Origin of the sequence: Streptomyces sp. NBC_00019, assembly GCF_045041015.1 — a bacterium.
In the GTDB taxonomy this organism is placed as follows: domain Bacteria; phylum Actinomycetota; class Actinomycetes; order Streptomycetales; family Streptomycetaceae; genus Streptomyces.
In genome coordinates this window covers 522,268-542,681 of record NZ_CP108302.1, presented here as the reverse complement: position 1 = coordinate 542,681, position 20,414 = coordinate 522,268, and the positions used below count along the sequence as shown (strand labels likewise).

Annotated in this window: 15 protein-coding genes and 4 pseudogenes; 8 read left to right on the top strand and 11 right to left on the bottom strand. The window is 69.0% G+C overall.

Going from position 1 to position 20,414, the window contains the following annotated elements; translation table 11 throughout:
- The first annotated feature begins 245 nt into the window (after positions 1–245).
- Positions 246–806, top strand: coding sequence for a DM13 domain-containing protein (locus OHU89_RS02550; protein ID WP_405639379.1), 561 nt, complete (start codon positions 246–248; stop codon positions 804–806).
- Positions 807–856: 50 nt separating this feature from the next.
- On the opposite strand, the pseudogene OHU89_RS02545 reads toward OHU89_RS02550, so the two are convergent.
- The 3 genes and pseudogenes from OHU89_RS02545 to OHU89_RS02535 form a co-directional block, all read right to left on the bottom strand.
- Positions 857–1,009 (bottom strand): annotated as a pseudogene (locus tag OHU89_RS02545) (peroxiredoxin family protein); the annotation flags it as partial.
- A 157-nt stretch (positions 1,010–1,166) separates the two neighbouring features.
- Positions 1,167–1,382: pseudogene (locus tag OHU89_RS02540) on the bottom strand ((2Fe-2S)-binding protein); the annotation flags it as partial.
- A 512-nt stretch (positions 1,383–1,894) separates the two neighbouring features.
- A complete protein-coding gene (locus OHU89_RS02535; protein ID WP_405639377.1) occupies positions 1,895–2,401 on the bottom strand; it encodes a MarR family winged helix-turn-helix transcriptional regulator in 507 nt (168 codons plus the stop codon).
- Positions 2,402–2,539: 138 nt separating this feature from the next.
- Here OHU89_RS02535 and OHU89_RS02530 point away from each other — a divergent pair, with 138 nt between their 5' ends.
- Entirely contained in the window at positions 2,540–3,901 is a 1,362-nt protein-coding gene (locus OHU89_RS02530) for a pyridoxal phosphate-dependent decarboxylase family protein (protein ID WP_405639375.1), read from the top strand.
- A 253-nt stretch (positions 3,902–4,154) separates the two neighbouring features.
- Here the strand turns inward: OHU89_RS02530 and OHU89_RS02525 are convergent, their stop codons facing one another.
- Positions 4,155–4,994 carry a DUF2182 domain-containing protein gene (locus tag OHU89_RS02525; RefSeq protein ID WP_405639373.1) on the bottom strand — a complete coding sequence of 280 codons (840 nt, stop codon included), beginning with the start codon at positions 4,992–4,994 and terminating at the stop codon, positions 4,155–4,157.
- A gap of 428 nt (positions 4,995–5,422) precedes the next feature.
- Here OHU89_RS02525 and OHU89_RS02520 point away from each other — a divergent pair, with 428 nt between their 5' ends.
- On the top strand, positions 5,423–6,076 hold the full coding sequence (locus OHU89_RS02520) for a DUF1326 domain-containing protein (RefSeq protein ID WP_405639371.1): 654 nt from the start codon (positions 5,423–5,425) through the stop codon (positions 6,074–6,076).
- Between the two features lie 115 nt (positions 6,077–6,191).
- Here OHU89_RS02520 and OHU89_RS02515 read toward each other — a convergent pair whose 3' ends face one another.
- Positions 6,192–7,124 (bottom strand): Ppx/GppA phosphatase family protein, encoded by a 933-nt coding sequence (locus tag OHU89_RS02515; RefSeq protein WP_405639369.1) that lies wholly within the window; start codon positions 7,122–7,124, stop codon positions 6,192–6,194.
- A gap of 348 nt (positions 7,125–7,472) precedes the next feature.
- On the bottom strand, positions 7,473–9,002 hold the full coding sequence (locus OHU89_RS02510; protein WP_405639367.1) for a hypothetical protein: 1,530 nt from the start codon (positions 9,000–9,002) through the stop codon (positions 7,473–7,475).
- Between the two features lie 128 nt (positions 9,003–9,130).
- Between OHU89_RS02510 and OHU89_RS02505 the strand changes: the two genes are divergently transcribed.
- The 4 genes from OHU89_RS02505 to OHU89_RS02490 all read left to right on the top strand — a co-directional run bounded on the left by OHU89_RS02505 (position 9,131) and on the right by OHU89_RS02490 (position 14,073).
- On the top strand, positions 9,131–9,811 hold the full coding sequence (locus tag OHU89_RS02505; protein WP_405639365.1) for a response regulator transcription factor: 681 nt from the start codon (positions 9,131–9,133) through the stop codon (positions 9,809–9,811).
- Complete coding sequence (locus OHU89_RS02500; RefSeq protein WP_405639363.1) at positions 9,798–11,309, top strand: sensor histidine kinase; 1,512 nt, start codon at positions 9,798–9,800, stop codon at positions 11,307–11,309. Before OHU89_RS02505 ends, OHU89_RS02500 begins: the two co-directional genes overlap by 14 nt.
- 389 nt (positions 11,310–11,698) lie before the next feature.
- Positions 11,699–13,666, top strand: coding sequence for a nitrate- and nitrite sensing domain-containing protein (locus OHU89_RS02495; protein ID WP_405639361.1), 1,968 nt, complete (start codon positions 11,699–11,701; stop codon positions 13,664–13,666).
- Positions 13,663–14,073 carry a roadblock/LC7 domain-containing protein gene (locus OHU89_RS02490; RefSeq protein ID WP_266898236.1) on the top strand — a complete coding sequence of 137 codons (411 nt, stop codon included), beginning with the start codon at positions 13,663–13,665 and terminating at the stop codon, positions 14,071–14,073. Before OHU89_RS02495 ends, OHU89_RS02490 begins: the two co-directional genes overlap by 4 nt.
- Before the next feature lie 746 nt (positions 14,074–14,819).
- Here the strand turns inward: OHU89_RS02490 and OHU89_RS02485 are convergent.
- The 3 genes and pseudogenes from OHU89_RS02485 to OHU89_RS02475 all read right to left on the bottom strand — a co-directional run.
- Positions 14,820–15,209: pseudogene (locus tag OHU89_RS02485) on the bottom strand (transposase); the annotation flags it as partial.
- A 266-nt stretch (positions 15,210–15,475) separates the two neighbouring features.
- Positions 15,476–15,787 (bottom strand): annotated as a pseudogene (locus OHU89_RS02480) (alpha/beta hydrolase); the annotation flags it as partial.
- Positions 15,788–15,850: 63 nt separating this feature from the next.
- Complete coding sequence (locus OHU89_RS02475) at positions 15,851–17,074, bottom strand: RNA-guided endonuclease InsQ/TnpB family protein (protein ID WP_405639358.1); 1,224 nt, start codon at positions 17,072–17,074, stop codon at positions 15,851–15,853.
- Positions 17,075–17,359: 285 nt separating this feature from the next.
- Between OHU89_RS02475 and OHU89_RS02470 the strand changes: the two genes are divergently transcribed.
- Positions 17,360–17,629 (top strand): hypothetical protein, encoded by a 270-nt coding sequence (locus OHU89_RS02470; RefSeq protein WP_405639356.1) that lies wholly within the window; start codon positions 17,360–17,362, stop codon positions 17,627–17,629.
- Between the two features lie 40 nt (positions 17,630–17,669).
- Here the strand turns inward: OHU89_RS02470 and OHU89_RS02465 are convergent, their stop codons facing one another.
- On the bottom strand, positions 17,670–18,398 hold the full coding sequence (locus OHU89_RS02465) for a spermidine synthase (RefSeq protein WP_405639354.1): 729 nt from the start codon (positions 18,396–18,398) through the stop codon (positions 17,670–17,672).
- 103 nt (positions 18,399–18,501) lie between these two features.
- Positions 18,502–20,187 (bottom strand): ribonuclease J, encoded by a 1,686-nt coding sequence (locus tag OHU89_RS02460; protein ID WP_405639352.1) that lies wholly within the window; start codon positions 20,185–20,187, stop codon positions 18,502–18,504.
- Positions 20,188–20,414 lie beyond the last annotated feature (227 nt).

Here is a 20,414-nt window from a genome sequence, read left to right as displayed (position 1 = left end):
CTGGGCAGAGACCGAGCAGCGAGGTGCGGTGCCGGAGCACCAGCAGCGCCAGATCACTGACGAGTAGTTCCACGACGACGCGACGGGACTCCGCCTGGAGCCGAGGCGGCACTCGGACAGTGCGTTTTGAGTGAGGCCCGCTTCCGTCCGGGCGTAAGACTTCCGTCATCGTTCGCGGGCCGTCCGAGGGCCGAGCGTTGCGTTGAATGGGCAGTGACAGGAAGCTTGCGGGAGGCGAGGCGGTAATGGGGCGGACGCAAAAGGTCCTGCGTGGGCGGCTGTTCATCGGTGGCCTCGTGGTGGCCGTCGCCGCGGTGGGGTTCGGGCTGTACTGGTTCCAGCCGTGGAAGCTGTGGCAGGACAAGACGGTGGACGAGGCGCTGCCCGGTGCCGTGGTCGGCTCCGGGCCTCCCGCAGTCGCGCCCTCCGCCAGCGACTCCGCGGCTGCGGGGCCGCGGATGCTGGCGAGCGGCGAACTGCTCAGCCATGAGCACGCCACCTCGGGCATGGTGAAGCTGGTACGGCTCGCCGACGGCACGCACGTCGTCCGGTTGGAGCAGCTCGACACGAGCAACGGCCCGGACCTGCGGGTGTGGTTGACCGACGCGCCGGTGAAGGAGGGGCGGGACGGCTGGCGGGTGTTCGACGACGGGGAGTATGTCAGTCTCGGCAAGCTCAAGGGGAACAAGGGCAGTCAGAACTACACCGTGCCCGATGACGTGGACCTGTCCCGCTATACCAGCGTCAGCATCTGGTGCGACCGTTTCGACGTCTCCTTCGGAGCGGCTGAACTGGCGCGCGCCTGACGGAGGTTCACGGTCACTCGGGCCCGGGCCCCAGAGTCGTGGGTTCGGCTCAGCTCGTCCAGTGCGGCGAGGATGTCCGACGGTTCGGCGCGGGCCGTGTAGTCCGTGTCGACGAACGCCCAGCGGATGGTGCCGTCGGGGTCGATGACGTACGTGGCGGGCAGGGGGAGTGTGCGCGAGTGGCCGTGGTTGACCATCTCCAGCCTGCTGGTCTCTGGGGCGACATCGATGGAGCTGCGCGGCCTCGCCGAGCGCAGCGGAGTTCTTGTCTGATCAGGAGCCCCTGGGATGCCGCCGAGACGCATACGACCACGCGCTGACTGTGAGGCCCCGGGCCCGCAGGCTGCATGGGGCCGGACCTCATTTCCCACGGGTGGCGGTCTGCTCGACCGCGCGCACGATCTTCACGTAGCAGCCGCAGGGGCAGATGTCGCCGCTCATGAACTCCCGGATCTCCTCCGCGGAGCCGTCCTGGTCGATGAACGCCTGTTGCAGCGGGTGGAGTTGGTCGCCCTTGGCCAGGCCCTCGATGAGGGTGACCTCGGCGCCGTCCAGCCGGACCGCCGGCGTCAGGCAGGGGGCTGCGGACTCGGGGGCGATGGACATGCCCACTGTCTTGGTCGACGGCAGACGGGCAGCGTCACCAACCATCGTCGTGTGCGCGAATCGGCATGCGTACGGGCATCACGGCCGTCTTCGGGAGGATGCGACAGCGCACATACAGGTGGTGACGCGGCACCGCAGGGCGGGCGCCGCGGTGGAGGAGTCGGACCGTCGGCCCAGGAGAGTGCGGCGGCCGATCGTGTTCGACTCCCGGCCGCCGCACTCTCCTGGGCCGACGGCGCGGCACGAGATCCAGCGTGCCGGACGCGGCGCGATACAACGAGCCCCCGCTGCTGGGACGACTCCGGCAGGTACCACCGCCGTTGGTACGTCTGGCAGCAGCAGCCAGAGCGGTCCGACCGCCGGCCGTGGCCGCCTGCCGTCATATCCGCCTGACCAGGACGTACGCGGACGGGAGCGCAGGTCACCGTGGTCGGTCTCGCCCGGGCGGTCAGCCGGGACGGTTTTTCGCCGGGCGCGCGATGTCAGTCGGTAGCGCCGCGCAGCGACTCGTTGATGTCGCTCAGCGCGCCGGTCAGCCGTGGGTAGTCGTCACGGCCCACGGGCGTGACGAAGTGCCGCTCGACGACGTGAGAGTGAACGGCCGCGGCCTGAAGGAAGACGGTTCGGCCGTGATCGGTCGGCTCCACCAGGATGCTTCTGCGGTCCTCCGGTGACGGGACGCGGCGGACCAGACCGGCCTCTTCCATGCGGTCGATCAGCCGGGTGGTACCGCTGCTGGTGAGGATGAGGTCGTCGGCGAGCCGGCGCTGGGAGACCTCCTCGCCCGGCTCTCGGCACAGTCCGATGAGGACCTCGAGCATCGTGTGGCTGATCCCGCACTCCCGTCGCAGGGCGGCGTCGATCCGCTGCTCCAGGCGGGTCGCGGCTTTGATCAGCAGCCCGAAATCGTGAACTAGCTGGGTGTTGGCGGCACGGGCGGCCTGGTCGCCCCGCCGGGTCGCGGCATTCACCTGTCCGGGTTCCCCCATCCTCGACGGTCCTGGCCTCCGAGTTTAGTGCCACATCACCTACTGATGTCTCAATTACTGAGCAGTCAATTGCTGACTGCTCAATCAAATCCTATGGTGGACGCCATCCCGTCGGCCATATCGGAGAGAGGGGCCTCCATGGACCTGCAGCACTGGCTCGGCCGAGCCACCCACGCGATACAGGACTGGGCCGACACCTTCGGCCCCTATCAGCCGCACCCCTCCCTCCAGGTCGACGACGACCGCTTCGCCGCCGCCTTCGAGGAGTTCACCGGGAGACTGAGGGACAACTACCCCTTCTTCCACCCGAGTTACGTGGGACAGATGCTCAAGCCCCCACACCCCGCCGCGGTGGCCGGCTACCTCACCGCCATGCTGATCAACCCCAACAACCACGCCCTGGACGGCGGCCCCGCCACGGCCCGGATGGAACGCGAGGCCGTTGCCCAGCTGGCCGCCATGTTCGGCTACGACACCCACCTCGGCCACCTCACCACCAGCGGCACGATCGCCAACCTCGAAGCCCTCTTCGTCGCCCGCGAACTCCACCCGGGTCGAGGTGTCGCATACAGCGCGGACGCCCACTACACCCACGGCCGTATGTGCCGCGTGCTGGGGATGGAGGGCTACGCGGTCCCGACGGACAACAGAGGACGCATGGACCTCGACGCGCTGGCGGACCTGCTGCGCAGCGGCCGGGTGGGCACAGTCGTACTGACCGCCGGAACCACCGGCCTGGGGGCCGTCGACCCGATCCATGACGCCCTGCACCTCAGAGAGCGTTACGGCGTACGCCTGCACGTCGACGCCGCCTACGGAGGCTTCTTCACGCTGCTGGCCGGCGCCGACGGACCCGAAGGGCTCCCGCCCGAGCCGTGGCGGGCGATCGCCCAGTGCGACTCGATCGTCGTCGACCCGCACAAACACGGGCTCCAGCCCTACGGCTGCGGCGCCGTCCTCTTCCGCGACCCGGACGTCGGCCGCTTCTACCTCCACGACTCGCCGTACACCTACTTCACCTCCAGCGAGCTCCACCTCGGCGAGATCAGCCTGGAATGCTCACGCGCCGGCGCATCGGCCGCCGCGCTGTGGCTCACCCTCCAGCTCCTGCCGCCCACCGCCGACGGTCTGGGCCGGGTGCTGGCGGCGGGCCGCCGGGCCGCCACGAAGTGGGCACAACTGATCACCGCCTCCGACCACCTGGAGCTCTATCAGCAGCCGGAACTGGACATCGTCAGCTACTTCCCCGTGGTCGACCCCGCCACCCTGACCGGCATCGACACGGCCTCCGCCCGCATCCTGGAGGACGGCATGACGAGCCCCGACCCGGTGTTCCTGAGCACCCTGAGAGCCGACCGCGAGGCGTTCACCGCACGCCACCCCGAAGTCACCGCGGACGCGGACAGTGCCCGCATCCTCCGCAGCGTGCTGATGAAGCCCGAATCCGAGCACCACGTGGAGCACATCCACCACCGAGTCGAACAGCTCGCCCGAAACTGATGTCGATGTCCCCCGTGATGTTTTCCGCGGTTCTGCAAAACGGGTTCAGCCTCGGACGGCATGCCGGGGCCGACGCGAGTGACACTGGTGACTGCTTCGAAGCTGGTCAACCAGGGCACCGTCATCGCAACCGGGGACACCGGTGCGGCCACGGCCATACGCGGCGCCGTGAATTTCGTCGCACCGTTCTGTAGCGCGAGTGCCGGCTTCCTCAGCTGCCGCCGGGCCGCCTGGCGGGCCGAACGACGACCGGTCAGCGACTCCGGTCGACCATCTTGTCCATCTCGTCCATCGACGGATCGGACATCTCCAAGCCCGGCAGCAGCCAGTCTTGGAACGGCGCGAGCGCGGCCAGGACGAGGAAGGCGAGGCCGACCGCCCAGCTGAGCCAGGGGCCTCCCCGCCACAGCTTCTCCAGGAAGATCACGGTCGCCAGTCCCGCCATTGCGGCCACGTTCATGACACCAAGGGGGATCAGCACGATCATCAGGCCCCAGCAGCAGCCGACGCAGTAGAGCCCATGGTGCGCGCCGACCCGCAGGTCCTTCGCCCACGGTCGGAAGCGTGCGTACCGCAGCAGCTGGAACATGGGGTTGCGGCAGTGCCGCAGACAGACCCGTTTCAGCGGGCCGAACTGCTGCAGGCCCGCGAGCAGGAACGCGCCCGCACCGATCCAGCGGCCCGCATCCGGGTCGCTGTCGACGAGACGCCCGGTCGCGGCCAGGGCCCCGTACACGAGCAGCCCGAACCCGGTCCAGGTGAGCAGGTAACCGCCGACGAACTCGGCGATGCGCAGGGCCCGTGCGTGGCCTTCGGTGGTACGGCGGATCGCCTGCACCCAGGTGAGGGCGACGGGCGCCAGCGACGGCAGCATCATCGCCGCCATCATGACCACCCACAAGAGGAGGAACAACGGGAGCGCCAGGCCCATGGTGCCCGGCTCCATCCCCATGTCGCGGGACTGGGCGACCGTGAGCAGCCAGGCCAGAGCGGCGATCAACACCAGGACGACCCAGCCGAGAGCGAGATCTCGCCTCGCCAGCAGCACCCCCGGCCGGGTGGGCACCGGCGGGGCGAACCGGAGATGGGCCATGGCACGCCTCCCGAGGCCGCCCGCTGCCCGATCAGTGCAGCGGCCCGCGCAGCTGCGGGGCTGCGCAACGCCGGGAAGCGTGGCGAGTACTGCGAGGACATCTCCAGCAGAGCACAGAATCGGAGGGCCCAAAAGCGGAAGGGGGTGCCCGGACCGGTTCCGTGCGGCGGCCGACGGGCTGTCCGTCAGACCGGCAGGGCAGCTGCTTGCCGGTCTTGATCTGCTCAGCTCAGTCCAGTACCTGGGTCTGGTCCGGGCCGGGGGCGGTGTGCGGTGAGGCGGCGACCCTGCGCAGGGCTGGGATTTCCTGGCCGGGCAGGCGCATGCTGGAGATGAGGCCGCTACGCCGTTGTGGGCGCGGGCTCTGTGCGGGACAGCCTCGCCGATCCCAGAGCCTTGCGGTAACGGGGGAGGAGGAGGTCAGTGAGATGACCGAAGCAACCACCAGCCCGGCCTGGCGCCTGGTCGGCGACTGGTTCGACACCTGTAAGTGCGCCATACCGTGCCCCTGCACCTTCGCCCAGCCCCCGACCGAGGGCGACTGCGAGGGAGTGCTCGTCTGGCACATACGCGAGGGCCGGTTCGGGGACATCCGGCTCGACGGGCTGAACTTCCTGATGCTCGGGTCCTTCACCGGCAACATCTGGGCGGGCGCCGCCACCGACTCGTATGCGGCCTTCTTCGTCGACGAGCGCGCCGATGAGCAGCAGCGCGCCGCGCTCGGCACGATCTTCAGCGGTGCGGTAGGAGGCTGGCCGAAGGAGTTCAGCGAGCTCGCCCCCTTCGAGGTGCGCGGCATGGAAGTCGCCCCCGTCATCGTCGAGATCGACGACGACCTGGGCTCGTGGAGCGTCGAGGTCCCTGGCCGGGTCACCGCCCGCGCGGAGGCCCTGGCCGGTCCCACCACGCCCGCCGGGGCGCGGGTGCAGGTCCACAACGCCGGCGGTGCCGAGGTCGGCCCGGGCCAGATCGCCACGTGGGGCCGCGCCACGACGGACCAGGCCGATGCCTTCGGCTTCAACTGGGACCGCAGCGGCAAGTCCAGCAAGCACTTCCCGTTCGACTGGAACGGCCCCGACTGATTGCGCGTGACCCGTGCCGTCGGGCGAACGAGGACCTGCATCTGCGGTGACTCGTGCCCGTTCATGCCGGCCACGGTGATGGTCCGGATGCCGACGCTTTCGACATCCGGAGGGCTCAGCCGGCGAGGCGGCCGACTGCCGGGTGGGACACACCGAGGCGTTCGAGCAGCAGTCCTTCCCGGGTGGACCAGGGGCTGATCTCGACGCTCGTGACCCCGCAGGCTTCCATGAGGGCTTGAGCGATCAGGGCTCCGGCCAGGGATTGTTCAGCGCGGTGCCGGGAGATGCCCGGCAGCTTGCTACGGCGGGACGGCTTCGCCCCAGCCAGCAGGGTGACCGAAGCGCGCAGTTGAGGCAGGGCCAGCTGCCGCCCGGCTCGAGGCGCCGTGCCCCGTGCTGCGGCGAGCCGGGCGAGCTGTTCGAAGGTCTTGGAGCAGGCCAGTACCCGCCCGCCCGGTTCGGCCTGCGGCAGGCCGGGAACGGCTGCCAGGGACTGACGCAGGAACTTCCGGATCTCGGCCAGGCGGCGTTGGGACGGTGCGGCGCCACCGGGCAGCCAGTCCCGGGTGATCCTGCGCGCGCCCAGCGGCAGCGAGTACACCGTGTGGGGCTGGTCTCCGGTGCCGGCGGCGATCTCCACGGTGCCGCCGCCGATGTCCAGGACGAGCAGGGGGCCGGCCACCGGGCCCGCCCAGTGGCGGGCGGCCACGTAGGCCAGCCGCGCCTCCTCCTCGCCGGTCAGCACGCGCAGGCGGGTGCCAGTGGTGCGAGCCACACTCGCGATGATCGCGTCCCGGTTGGGGGCGTCCCGGATGACGGAGGTGGCGAACGCGAACACTTCCGGTCCGCGCAGAGCAGGGTTTGCGGCGACGGCCTCGGCCACTGCCCGCTCGATGCTTTTCACGCCGGCATGGTCCAGCCGCCCCTTGCGGTCGAGGGCATCGCTCAGACTCAGCCGCACCTTGCGGGAGAACACCGGCTCCAGCACAGCACCCGGGCGCCGCCGCACCACCGTCAGCAGTGCACTGTGGCACCCGACATCGAGCACGCCTGCCTGCCGCACCTCATCGCCCCCCTGGTCCTGTGCTCGCCCGGACCGGCGTTTTCCCCACCCTCCGGCAGCCCCGACGGCAGCGCGACGGGATTCCGGCCCACCGCGTGAGCATATCGTCACAGCTCGTGTGCCCTCCGACCCATCGACCACTCACGCCGGCACCGCTGACCGGAACGGAGTCAGGCTACACAGGCCCTAATGGGGCATACCGGACATGGTTTGGTGGCCGGGAGAACAGCCGCAGCCTCCCACGGCAGCAGCGACCGGCAAGTCAAGGTCCGTGGCTTCCGGGTCGAGACAGTGTGGCGGCGGTGGTGCCGACCGGGCCGGGGCCAGTCGCGGTCACCTCATCACCCCACCGCTCGCGCCCGAGCTGTTGGATCCAGGACCGGCCTTCGGGGACCGGTCGTGGTCTCGGACATAGACGGTGACTCGCGCCCCGTGGGCGCGGGTTGTTCCGTACTCGCGGAAGTGGCGCCGCAGGGTGCTCGTTTTCGCTTCCTCCCGCGGGTTGGTCGGCGAGTGCGCACCCGGCGCCCGGACCGCGACGATCCGGTCGAATTCCAGCATGCGTGCCGCAATTTCCTGGGCGGGAAGCTCGACACCTCCAAGCGTGTTCGACGAAACGGCATCCTGTGCCAGGGCGAGATCTGTCAGAAAACGGGTGTCCTCGGGGATGGCCGCAATCCAGATCCGGTGCTGGCCGGCGAGATAGAGCAGCCCGTCGCCGGGGCGGCCTTCCTTGCGTATGGCGGCGCCGATGGCAGTGACGTCATTGCTCCGGCTCTGGGGCGTCCTCAGCGACAGGCTCGGCGGGACGAGCGCGGCCAGTACGGCAACCGCCGCGATCCACGCGTTGCGAGAAGACTGCTGTCGCCGGAGGAAATAATCCATCCAGGCTCCCAGCAGCAAGGCGATTCCGATATTGCTGTAGAGCACATACCGGTCGACGAAAAGGGGCTTGACCAGGGAGGCGGTCAGCAGCAGAAGCCCTGGAAGCACAAGAATCGGCACAGCCAGCGCGGAAAGCCGCACGGGCCCCCTCACTCCCAGGGGTGCTCGGGCACACGCCACACCCACGACCGCCACAATCAGGAGATAGCGAAGCCGCACTGGTCCGTCGATCCAGGACACCTGCCCCGACTGGCCCGCACTGCAGATCGCCAGCGGCAACAGCCCGGCCACAACGCCTGCGGCAGCCACGCTCCACGCCGTCAGCACCGGTCGTGGAACACGGGAGACGACCAGTGTGACGCCGTGTGCAACCAGGGCGAGGACCGCGAACTCATGGAGCAGACAGGCCAGCAGCATGGTGGAGCCATAGACCGCCCACCGCCACCGGGCGCGCTGCGGGACGCTGACCACGAGCGCATAGGTGGCCCAGGTGACCAGGGCGCACACCATGGCGTACGAGCGGCCTTCCTGGGCGAACTTCTGCACCTGGGGAAGGAGCGGAAACACCAAGCCGGCCAGCAGCCCGGCACGGGGTCCCGCCAGGCGTAGCGCCAGAAGCCCGATTCCGCTCGCCGCCACGGACATGGCCAGCACAGACGGCAACCGCAACGTCAGCAGCCCTGGGCCGAAGAGGCCGAAGAGCTCGTGCATCACGGCGTAGTAGAGGGCATGGACCAGATCAACATGCTGGACGGTGAGCCAAATCTGCGAAAGATCGCGGTGCGCGAGCTGATAGGTGACGGACTCGTCCCCCCACATGGTGTTCTTCCTGCGGATACCCCAGAGCCCCAGAGCGATGGTCAGCGCCAAGGGCGCGATGACGACAACGGCTTTGGCCGGGCCCGGTGATGGTCGACGGGCGGGTACGGGAGGGGAAACCGGCCTGGCCACGGCGGGGCCACGTTCATCAACGGACATCGGCGACAGGGCCTTTCAGCAGTGGCGAAGAAACTCCGCCAGCGTGCCGGGACCTCGTTGACCGGATGCTGATCCAACCTGACCGGCCGATCAGGAAGGCGGGCAGGCGCTGTGCGAGGCTGCACCGCATGCGCATCCTGGTGGTCGAAGACGAGGTGGACCTTGCCCACACCCTGCACACCGGTCTGACCGCCGAGGGCTACAGCGTCGACCTCGCCCATGACGGCCGGCAGGGACTGTGGATGGCCCGGACCGGCGAATACGCCCTTGTCGTACTGGACTTGATGCTGCCCGGACTCAACGGCTACAAGGTCTGCGCCCAGCTGCGACGGGAGGGCAACGCGACCCCCATCCTCGTACTCACCGCCAAGGACGGGGACTGGGATCAGGCAGAGGCCCTGGACACGGGGGCCGACGACTACCTGGCCAAACCCTTCTCCTACATGGTGCTCGTCGCACGGCTGCGGGCCCTGGTCAGACGGGCCGCCGCGGTCGCCCCGCCCGTCCTGGCCGTGGGCGACCTCTCGTTGGATGTCGCCGGCCGGGTCTGCCGCCGGGCCGGGGCCCGGGTGGATCTCACACCCCGGGAGTTCGCCGTGCTGGAGTTGCTCGCCCGCCGAGCGGGCCAGGCGGTCTCCAAATCGGATCTGCTCTATCACGCGTGGCCCGACGAAGCCCTGGATCCCAACCTGGTGGAGGCGCGCGTCAGCGCACTGCGCAAGAAGGTGGACGCCGCGTTTGACCGGCAGTCCCTGCAGACCGTACGGGGTACCGGCTACCGGCTGGTGGACGACCGTGAACGCGACTGAGCCGCGACGCCGCTGGTGGCCGCGTTCGGTACGAGCCCGCACCGCCCTGGCCGCCGCATCAGCCGCCGCCGTCATCCTGGTGAGCATCGGCTGGTGGGTACACCGCGACGTCTACCGCGAGAGCACGCAGATCGCCGAAGGGCAGGCGCAGGAACAGCTCTTGGCTCTCGTCGAGCAGCTGAAGGAGGGTGCGGTTCCCGTTCGCCGAAGCACTGTGCCGTACGAGGTCGTCGCGACCGGCCGCCGCGCCGCTGTCGCCTACGGCGGAGGCATGGAGGAGTTCGATCCCGGCACCCGCCATGTGCTGCCCGCCCCACCGAAAGCCGAGTTGCCCGCCCCACCGGATGACGGGGCAACCTGGGGCTATACGACCCGTCCCATGCGCATACCGGCGCGCCACGACTCCAAGCCCGGGGACCGTTTCGGCAAGGACGGTGGGACCTACCCGGTCATGTACGACGATGTCAGGGCCGATGAACTGAGCAGCGACAGAGTCGCCGCTCTGGGTGTCGCCGCCGACGCCCAGCTGCGGGTCTATGTGGTGGTGCTCCCGCACGCAGCCGAGGACATCGCCTCGACAATCACCAAGGCCACCGACCGCCTGCTGCTGCGGGCCGGGCTCGTCAGCCTCGTACTGATCGCCGCCGTCGCCTACTTCGCCGTCCGCATCGCGCTGCGGCCGGTCGAAGCCATCCGTGTCCTCACCGCCTCGGTCACCGCGAGCGATCCCCGCGAACGCGTCACCGTCCCCGCCACGGGACACGAGATCACCGCCCTGGCCACCACCATCAACTCCACCCTCCAACGCCTCGACAACGCCGCCACCCAGCAACGCCGCTTCGTCGCGGACGCCGCCCACGAACTGCGCAGCCCCCTCACCACACTGCTGGCCAGCCTGGAAGTCGCGCTCGCCTACCCGGAACGCACCGACTGGCCCGCCGCGGCCACCACCGCCGCACGACAGACCCGCCGCCTCCAGGCCCTCACCGAAGACCTGCTGCTCCTCGCCCGCCTCGACACCCGCACCCCCATAGCCGGCCCCGAAACCGTCGACCTGACAGCGCTCGCCTCCCGGCTGACCGAGCAATACCCCCTCACCGAACGACCGTTGACCCTCACCTGCGACAGCACCGAGCCTGCGCTCGCACACGGAAACCCCGACGAATACGAACGGCTGCTGCGCAACCTCATCGACAACGCCGCCCGCCACGCCGCACACCGCATCCAGATCACCATCCGAAACCAGGACGACTGGGTCGTCCTCACGGTGCACGACGACGGACCGGGCGTGCCCACCGAGGACGCCGAGCGCATCTTCGAACGCTTCGTCCGGCTCGACGACGCCCGCTCCCGCGACCACGGCGGCACCGGCCTGGGCCTCGCCATCGCCCGCGACCTGGCCCACCGCCACCGAGGCACCCTCACCCTCACCCCCCGAACCCTCGGAGCATGCTTCCAGCTACGCCTTCCCCGAGCCGCCGCCCCGGCCGAGGAATGACGCGGCAGCCCTTTGGGAACCGGAAGACCACCAGCTGACCACGCCCACCGCGACTCCCAGCGCTCATCACCGGCTACAAGAAGCCCAAGGGCATGATGTTCCCGCCTGGGCAGCCCGTCCACCTGTCGTGTCCTGCGCGGTCACAGTCTCTGAGCCCGCGCTGTGAGGGCGGCGCAACTGAAGTTCCCACGCGGTCTAACAGGTCGGAAACCGGCGGCTACCGCGGTCGGACTAACTTCGTGACTATGAGATTGTGGAGGCCAGTACGGCCGCTGCTCGGCGAAGTCGGCAAGGGCACTTTCGGCAGGGGTGGTTCAGGGCGCCGCCACGGTGGCGGAACGTCTCTGGATCGCCGGCCGATGCCGGGCTGGCGCAGTATCAGAGGCCGTGTGGCGGTGGTCATCACGGTCCCCGTCTGCCTGCTGCTGGCGGTCGCCGGTCTCGCCGTGGCCGGCCGCGCCGAGGCCCTCGGCGATGCACGGACGACCCGTGCCGAGGTCGGCCTCAGCCTGCGCATCCAGGCCCTGGTGCACCAGCTGCAACGCGAACGCGGCCTGACCAACGGCCTGTTGGGCGGTGAGGAGGAGTTCCGCACATCACTCGCCGCTACCCGCAAGCGCGTTGACACGGCGCTGCGCGCAATGCGCCCCGAAAGCGCGGTCGAGGATGTCATCCAGCGGCACCTGCGGCGCCTGGCCGACATCCGCGCCGCTGCCGACGGCGGCACCGCCGACCCCGCCGCGGCCCTCACCTTCTACACACGCGCCGTCGATGCCCTCAACGCCGTCGATCCGGTGGCGGAGACCGCGACGGGTGCCGACCGTCAACTGCGCGACAGTCTGGCGGCGTTGAGGGAGCTGGCCGCGGCCAAGGAGTCCGTCGCTCTCGAACGCGGACTCCTCAACGGAGTGTTCGCCCAAGGCGCCTTCCGCGGCCACGCATACCTCGACTTCAGCGATGTACGCGCCACACGCGTCGCCGCCCAAGCCCGCTTCCGGCAGGTCGCCACCGCACCCCAGCGCGCCGCTCTGAAGAACGCCTTCGCAACCCAGGACGCCCAACGCGCCGCCGCCTACGAGAAACAGGCGGAGGGCGCCGCCGACGGCTCAGCGCTGCACGTCGATGCCGGCACCTGGTGGGATGCGATGACCGTACTCGTCGATGACCTGTACACCGTCCAGCAGTTAGTCGGTGACGACGTTCGGGACCGGGCCGACCGGCTCAGCCACGACGCCGAGCTGGCCCTCGCCGCCTATCTCGCCGCCGGAACGCTCATGGCCGCCCTCGTCGTAGGATTCGCCGCCTTCGCCTCGCGTTCCCTCACTCGCCCGCTCGGCGCGCTCGCCGAGGCCGCCCACGACGTGGCTCGACGCCGGCTGCCCGAGGCCGTCGCCCGGATCCAGCAATCCCCGCACGACCAGGGGGAGTTCCTCCAGCCGGCCGATGCCCCGGCCAACTCCGATGCACGGCAACTGGGCGGGACTGCGGAGATCGCCGAGGTCGCCGCATCCCTGCACCAGGTGGAAAACACCGCCCTCCACCTGGCCGCCCAGCAGGCCGGCCTGCGCCGCAACACCACCGAATCACTCGCCAATCTCGGCCGCCGCAACCAGAACCTCGTGCGTCGCCAGCTCGGCCTCATCACCCGCCTGGAACGCAAGGAACTCGACCCGGACGCCCTCGCCGAGCTCTTCGAACTCGACCACCTCGCCACCCGTATGCGGCGCAACGCCGAAAGCCTGCTGGTCCTGGCCGGGCAGAATCCGCCGCGGCCCACGGCAGCACCCGCCGACGGCCTGGAAGTCGTCCAGTCCGCCGTCGCCGAGGTGGAGCAGTACCGGCGGGTCCTGATCTCGACCGTGGAGCCGGTGCGAGTACGCGGGCACGCCGTCGCCGATGTCGCCCACCTCCTCGCCGAACTCATCGAGAACGGGCTGACCTTCTCCCCACCGACCGAACCGGTCGAGGTGCACGGCTGGTACGACACCGAGGACGACACGTACAGCTTCGCCGTCGTCGACCACGGCGTCGGCATGCCCGAGGCCGACAAGGAACGCGCCAACGCCCGCATCAGCGATCCCGGGCAGGAGGCCCTCCTCGCCGCGCCCACGCGGTTCCTCGGCCACCTCGTCGTCGGCCGGCTCGCCCACCGCCTGGGTGAAGGCGCCCAGGTCCACCTCTTCGACACTCCGGGCGGCGGCTTGTCCGCACTCCTTGCCCTCCCCGGCCGACTGCTCGCCCCCGTGGAAGACCCCTCACCCCCGCCTGCCCGACCCGCTGTCTCCTCCCTGCTCAACGGCTTCAGAGCAGGTGTCGCCCGTGCCGAGGCCCGACCCACACAAGGAGCGTCATCGTGACCACCGCCGTCCAGAGTTTCGGCTGGCTCATCTCGGAGTTCGCTCGCACCACCGACGGTGTCACCGACGCCGTCGCCGTCTCCTCCGACGGCCTGCTCATGGCTGCGTCGGACACACTCGGCCGAGACCGCGCCGACCATCTCGCCGCCATCGTCTCCGGCATCACCAGCCTCGCCCAGAACGCGGCGACGACACACGGTTTCCGCGGCATGAAGCTCGTCATGATCGAAATGTTCGGCGGTTTCCTCATGGTCGGCCGCATCCGCGACGGCAGCTGCCTCGGCGTCCTCGCCGCCGAAGGGTGCGACGTCGGCCTGGTCGGCTACGAAATGGCCGTCCTCGCCGACCGCGCCGGCGAACTGCTCACCCCGCAGCTGGTGCGCGAACTCCACGCCGCGCCCGCGTGAGTCACGGTGTGGGCGTCACGGGCGGCATCTTGACGCGGAAATGACGCTCGTGACGCTTGATCTGTGATTGCTGGTGAGGACCCATACGGCGCGGCTCTTTGTGGTGCGCCGCTGGAGAACGGCGTATCGGTGGTGGCCTCTGAAGGAACCGCAACGCGCGCCTCTCGTGCGTCTCGCGGTCGGTGAGGTGCGGCCGCCCGCTCGTCCTGCTCGCCGATGCGCAGCGGAATCAGGTCGCGATCCTCGGTCCGCTCGCCAGTCCTCTCTGACCGCGCGCGGCATGTTCTGCGAACTCGACATCCCACGCCGGGTGGCCCAGATCGAACTGTCCCTCGCCGTGATCTCCTCGGCCGTAGAGAACATCCAGATCGTTCTGACGTCCGGGTGGGCTATGGTGCGAGCATGTGCTGCTGCGCTGCTATGACTACCCGTACCGCCGCTTAGCGGCGGTACCCGAGGTTGCCGTAACCACGGCCCTTTGCTGATGTACCGCCGGATCAGTGTTCTGCCGGCAGTCACACACCTTGTTCTGTGCTGCCGGGCCATCCTGCCTGATCAGGGGAGACATGTCTCAGCCGCAGCGTTTCGATTCACAGCACGAAAACCCGCTCCCGTTCCCATGCCCGCATGCAGCCGGACCCGTTGTCACGCAGGCCCCGGGTGTCGCCACCCTGCTCCTGATGGTCGGGCTCCCCGGAGCCGGGAAGACCACCCGGGCCAATGAGCTCGCCGCAACGCACCGGGCGCTGCTTGGACACCTCGGCGCCGTACACCTCGGCGAGATGAGCCGATATCTCCCCGTGCGTGAGGCCCTTCGCGGACAAGGAGAGCACCATCTCGTCGATGCCGGTCAGGCGCCGCTGTCGCTTCTTGACGATCTGCGGCTCGAAACTGCCGGCAGTGTCGCGAGGCACCTTCACTTCCACCGGCCCGACGTCGGTCAGCACGGTCTTGGCCCGACTCCCGTTGCGGGAGTTGCCGCTGCCCCGGCCGACAGCATCGTGGCGTTCATAGCCGAGGTGATCGGTGATCTCACCTTCCAGAGCAGATTCCAGGACCCGCTTGGTCAACTGCTGCAGCAGCCCGCCCTGACCGGTCAGCTGCAGCCCCTCCGACCGGGCCCGTTCCACCAGCATCGCGACCAGTTGCTCGTCAGACACGGGCTGCCCGGACGGGCCACTCTCGACAGGTTCCACGGTCTCCAACTCCACGGCGGTATCAGTCACTTGACGTCTCTCCCATGATCGTCGGATCCGCCGTTAGATTTACACTCCCCTTCGAGGCCGCCATCGCCGGGCTCCGGGTGGAGTAGCAGCGTGAGCAGTCGTTGAGCCCGTCCTGGCGCCGCGTCAGGCGGCGTTGGCCCTGGCGATGCGCGCGTCACGGAGTACAGGTGGCGGTATCAGCCAAGGTGGCGGGCGAAGAAACGTAGCGTGCTGTCCATTTCGAATGCCGGGACCTCACCGTGCTTGCCGGGGTTGGCGTGCAGCGTCTTCTCGGTTGAGGCGAAGGCGTCGAACAGTGCCAGGTTCTGGGGCCGTGGCACTCGCTCATCGTCCCACTGCACGAGGAATTCCACGGGGACGGTAATCCGCGCGGCGGTCTCGGTTGACACCTCAGCACCGGCCAGGCCCAGCACCGCTGCCCGGACCCGGGCCTCAGCGGCAATAAGCGGGACGCCGATCACACAGCTAGAGCCCAGCGACACACCCCATTGACTTGCTCCTCGGGCTGAAGCCTGAGGATTCTGGCCTTCTCTTCCGTCGTTGCTGTGCCGCTACGCGGCACAGGGTTCGGGGGAGAATCCGTGGCTTCCTGCTTCGCTGCGCTGTGCCAGGACGGGTCCTGGTCTTACCTGCGCTCCACAGGCTTCGACCGCCAGTCCGGCGGCCGTTTTCACATTCTTCGCGGCATTGTGGTCCCGGTCGTGGACCGCTCCGCAGGCAGCACAGGTCCACTCCCTGATGTGCAGGGGCTTGGGCCCGTCCCTGACCCCACACTCCGAGCAGACCTGACTGGTCGGCTCGAACCTGCCGATCTTCACCAGGGCGCGCCCGTACCGGGCGGCCTTGTACTCCAGCATGTGAACGAACGCCGACCATCCGGCGTCATGCACACTCTTGGCCAGCCCGGTGCGCGCCAGTCCTTTGACCGCCAGGTCCTCCACGCCGATCGCTTGGTTGTCGCGAATCAGCTTCGTGGAGAGCTGGTGGTGGAACTCACGGCGGGCGTCGGCCACTTGTGCGTGGGCGCGGGCGACCTTGAGGCGGGCCTTTTCCCGGTTCCGGCTGCCCTTCTGTTTACGGGACATCTCCCGCTGGGCCTTCTTCAGTTTCTTCTCCGCGCGGCGCAGGAACCGCGGGGAGTCGATCTTTGTCCCGTCGGAGAGGACCGCGAAGTGGGTCAGGCCCAGGTCGATGCCGACCGTCTGGTCGGTGTCGGGCATCCGGGCGGCGTCAGCACGGGGGTCGGTGTCGATGACGAAGGAGGCGAAGTACCGTCCGGCCGCGTCCTTTAGGACGGTGACCGACGTCGGGGTGGTGGGCAGGGCGCGGGACCATTTCACCTTCACCGCCCCGATTTTGGGAAGGTTCAGCTTCCCTGAGTCGGTGATGGACCAGCGGGCGTTCGCGGTGAAGCGGATCGACTGACGGCTGTCCTTGCGGGACTTGAAGCGGGGTGCACGCAACTTCGGCCCCCTGCGCTCGCCCTTGAGGGAGGCGAAGAAGTTTTTGTATGCGGTCTCGGCATCGCGTAGGGACTGCTGGAGCACCACCGCGGAGACCTCAGCCAGCCAGCACCGCTCCACGGTCTGCTTCGCCTCGGTGATCAGCTTCCGGGACAGCTCGCCCGCCGTCGGGAACGCCGCACCCGCTTTGCGGGCGTCCTCACGGGCGCGCACCACATCGTTGAACACGACGCGGGCGCACCCGAACGCCCTCGCCAGAGCGGCGGCCTGGACGGTGTCCGGGTACAGGCGAAAGCCGTACCGAAGCTGCATGACGGCCACGCTACATATTTGCGTGATCGGTGAGATGCAGAACATCAGAAATCGTCGGCACTGTCTTTTTGTGCAGCCTGTCCACTCGGTCCTCGTCACCGAATCCCGGCACAAGGGGTTCACCGAGACCCATCTGACACGCATGGAGAAGAGCAAGCGGTCGGGGTGTGCGGACGGCGAGTGCGATCTGGTGAAAATTCAACGGCAAGGACAACCACCTCCACCCGATCAAGTGCTAGATCCCCACCCGACGAGGCGAGCCGCGCCCTGCCCATCCTGTGGACCTTGTGCGCGATCCTGGCGGTGACCCTCGAACTCGCGGCCGAGTCCTTCGCGGAAGGGCCGGAACGCCTGGAGGTCCAACTCGCCGTTCTGCTGCGGCAGGCACAGACGGTTGGTGCCATCGACGCACGCACGGAGGCGAGCGTCGAGGCCGTACGCCTGCTCGCCTTCAGTCACGGACTCGGTACGAGTGTCCTGGTCGGCCGGCGTCCCGGAGTCCGTCTCGCAGGTGCTGGGCTACCCACCTGGAAACGGCTGTTCTGCTGTACGTGAGCGGGCGCGCCGCCCCTCCGGCTCCCGTCGAGCCGTCGTCCTACGGTGTGTCCGGTGCTGTGTTGGCGAGGTAGATGGTGTTGGCCGAGGTGCCGCCTTGCAGGGGGTTGTCGAAGTTGACGACATGGGCCGCTGCCTGTGTGAAGACGTCCGTGAGAGTGGAGGTGAAGTCCTCGTCCGGCGGGTCGTTCGACCACAGGGCGAATACCCCGCCGGGGTGCAGGTGATCTGCGAGAGCGCGGAGCCCGGCAGGCTGGTAGAGGTCCGCGTGGCGGGGGTGGAGGACATGGCGTGGTGAGTGGTCGACGTCCAGCAGGATGGCGTGGAAGTGACGGCCCGGCTCGTTCGGGTCCAGGCCGCGGGGGTCGGCGGCCAGCGCGAAGAAGTCGCCGTGCACCAAGCGGCAGCGGGCGTCCGACGTCAGCCGGGCTCCCAGGGGCACCAGGTGCCGCTGGTGCCAGTCGATGACTTCGGCGAGCGCGTCGATCACGGTCAGTGAGCGCACCCGGGGATCGTCCAGGGCCGCCTGGGCGGTGTAGCCGAGCCCGAGTCCGCCGACAGCGACGTCCAGTTCGGTGTCCGGCAGCTTGGCCAGGCCGAGTTCCGTGAGCGCGACCTCGCCGGCGGTGAAGAGACTGGACATCAGGAACTCATCGCCGAGTTTCACCTCGTACACGTCGTCTCCCGAGACCGGGTGGCGGCGCCTGCGCAGACTGATCTCGCCGATCGGCGTCGGTTGCCAGTCGATCTCCTCGAAGCGCAGGCTCATCCGTTCACCTTTCTGACGTGCGTGGATGCACGGGGGCTGTTGCCGGTGTGGCGACGCATGCTCCGCCCGGGTGTGAGAGCGGGGAGTTGGTGCGGCGGCTCGGTCAGGCGTCGATGATGACGGGGATGATCAGCGGCCTGCGGCGGTAGGCGCGGAACGCCCAGTTGGCCACGGCGCGGGCGATGAGCTGTTCGAGCTGGTGGGCGTCGCCCACGCCTTCCTGGGCGGCGGTGGCCAGAGTCTTTTCGATGACGGGGATGACCGGCTCGAAGGTGGTGTCGTCGTGGACGAAGCCACGGGCCAGGAAGTCGGGGGCCTCGGCCAGGGCGCCGGTGTCGGCGTCGACGATGGCCACGACCGTGATGACGCCCTCCTCGGCGAGGGTGACGCGGTCCTTGAGGGACGCTTCGGTGGCGCCGCCGACTTCCATGCCGTCCACGTAGACGTTGCCGGCGGGTACCTTGCCGGTGATGGAGGCGCGGCCGTCGACGAGGTCGACGACGACACCGTCCTCCGCGATGACGACCCGGTCGGGGTCGACGCCGGTGCGGATGGCGAGGTCGGCGTTGGCCCGCAGGTGACGGAACTCGCCGTGCACGGGCATGACGTTGCGGGGGCGGACGATGTTGTAGCAGTAGACGAGCTCGCCGGCGCTGGCGTGGCCGGAGACGTGCACCTTCGCGTTGCCCTTGTGGACGACGTTGGCGCCCCACCGGGTCAGGCCGTTGATCACCCGGTAGATGGCGTTCTCGTTGCCGGGGATGAGGGAGCTGGCGAGCAGGACGGTGTCGCCCTTGCCGATGCGGATCTGGTGGTCGCGGTTGGCCATCCGGGACAGGGCGGCCATCGGCTCGCCCTGGGAGCCGGTGCACACCAGGGTGATCTTGTGGTCGGGGAGCTTCTCCAGCTCCTTGGTGTTCACGATCAGGTTGGACGGGACCTTGAGGTAGCCCAGGTCACGGGCGATGCCCATGTTGCGGACCATGGAGCGGCCCACGAAGGCCACCTTGCGGCCGTGCTGGTGGGCGGCGTCCAGGACCTGCTGGATGCGGTGCACATGGCTGGCGAAGCTGGAGACGATGACCCGCCGCGGGGCGGTCCGCATCACCTGCTCGATCGCGGGGTTGAGTTCGCGCTCGGAGGTGGTGAAGCCGGGAACCTCGGCGTTGGTGGAGTCGGTGAGGAACAGGTCCACGCCCTCCTCGCCGAGCCGGGCGAAGGCGCGCAGGTCGGTGATCCGGTCGTCCAGGGGGAACTGGTCCATCTTGAAGTCACCGGTGTGCAGCACCAGCCCGGCGCCGGTGCGGATCGCCACCGCGAGACCATCCGGGATGGAGTGGTTGACGGCCACGAACTCGCAGTCGAAGGGACCGAAGCCGCGCCGGTCGCCCTCTCGCACGCGCACCGTGCGCGGGGTGATCCTGTGTTCCTTGAGCTTGGCCTCGATGAAGGCGAGGGTGAGCTTGGAGCCGACGACCGGAATGTCCGCCCGCTCCCGCAGCAGGTAGGGCACACCGCCGATGTGGTCCTCGTGGCCATGGGTGAGCACGACGGCCACGATGTCGTCGAGGCGGTCCCGGATCGAGGTGAAGTCGGGCAGGATCACATCCACGCCGGGCTGGTTCTCCTCCGGGAAAAGCACCCCGCAGTCCACGATCAGCAGTTTGCCGGCATGCTCGAAGACGGTCATGTTCCGGCCGATTTCGCCCAGGCCCCCCAGGGCGGTCACCCTCAGTCCGCCGTCGGGCAGTGGAGGGGCGGCTTTGAGTTCTGGGTGCGGATGGCTCATACCCTCACGTTACCGGGGAGTCCGCCGGAATGATCCACTGCCTGCCCGGTCGATGCGAGTCACGGTGCGACGCCGGGCGCCCCGGTCACCGCAGGGGCAGCGTGCGATGCAGGTGGGTCCCGTCGTACGACACGGGTGCGGCGCCCGGGCGGGCAGGTGTCTCCGCCCCCATCGGCGCCGTCGCGGCCCGGGGAGGTCGCGCTTCTCCCCAAGTGCGGCACGGGCAC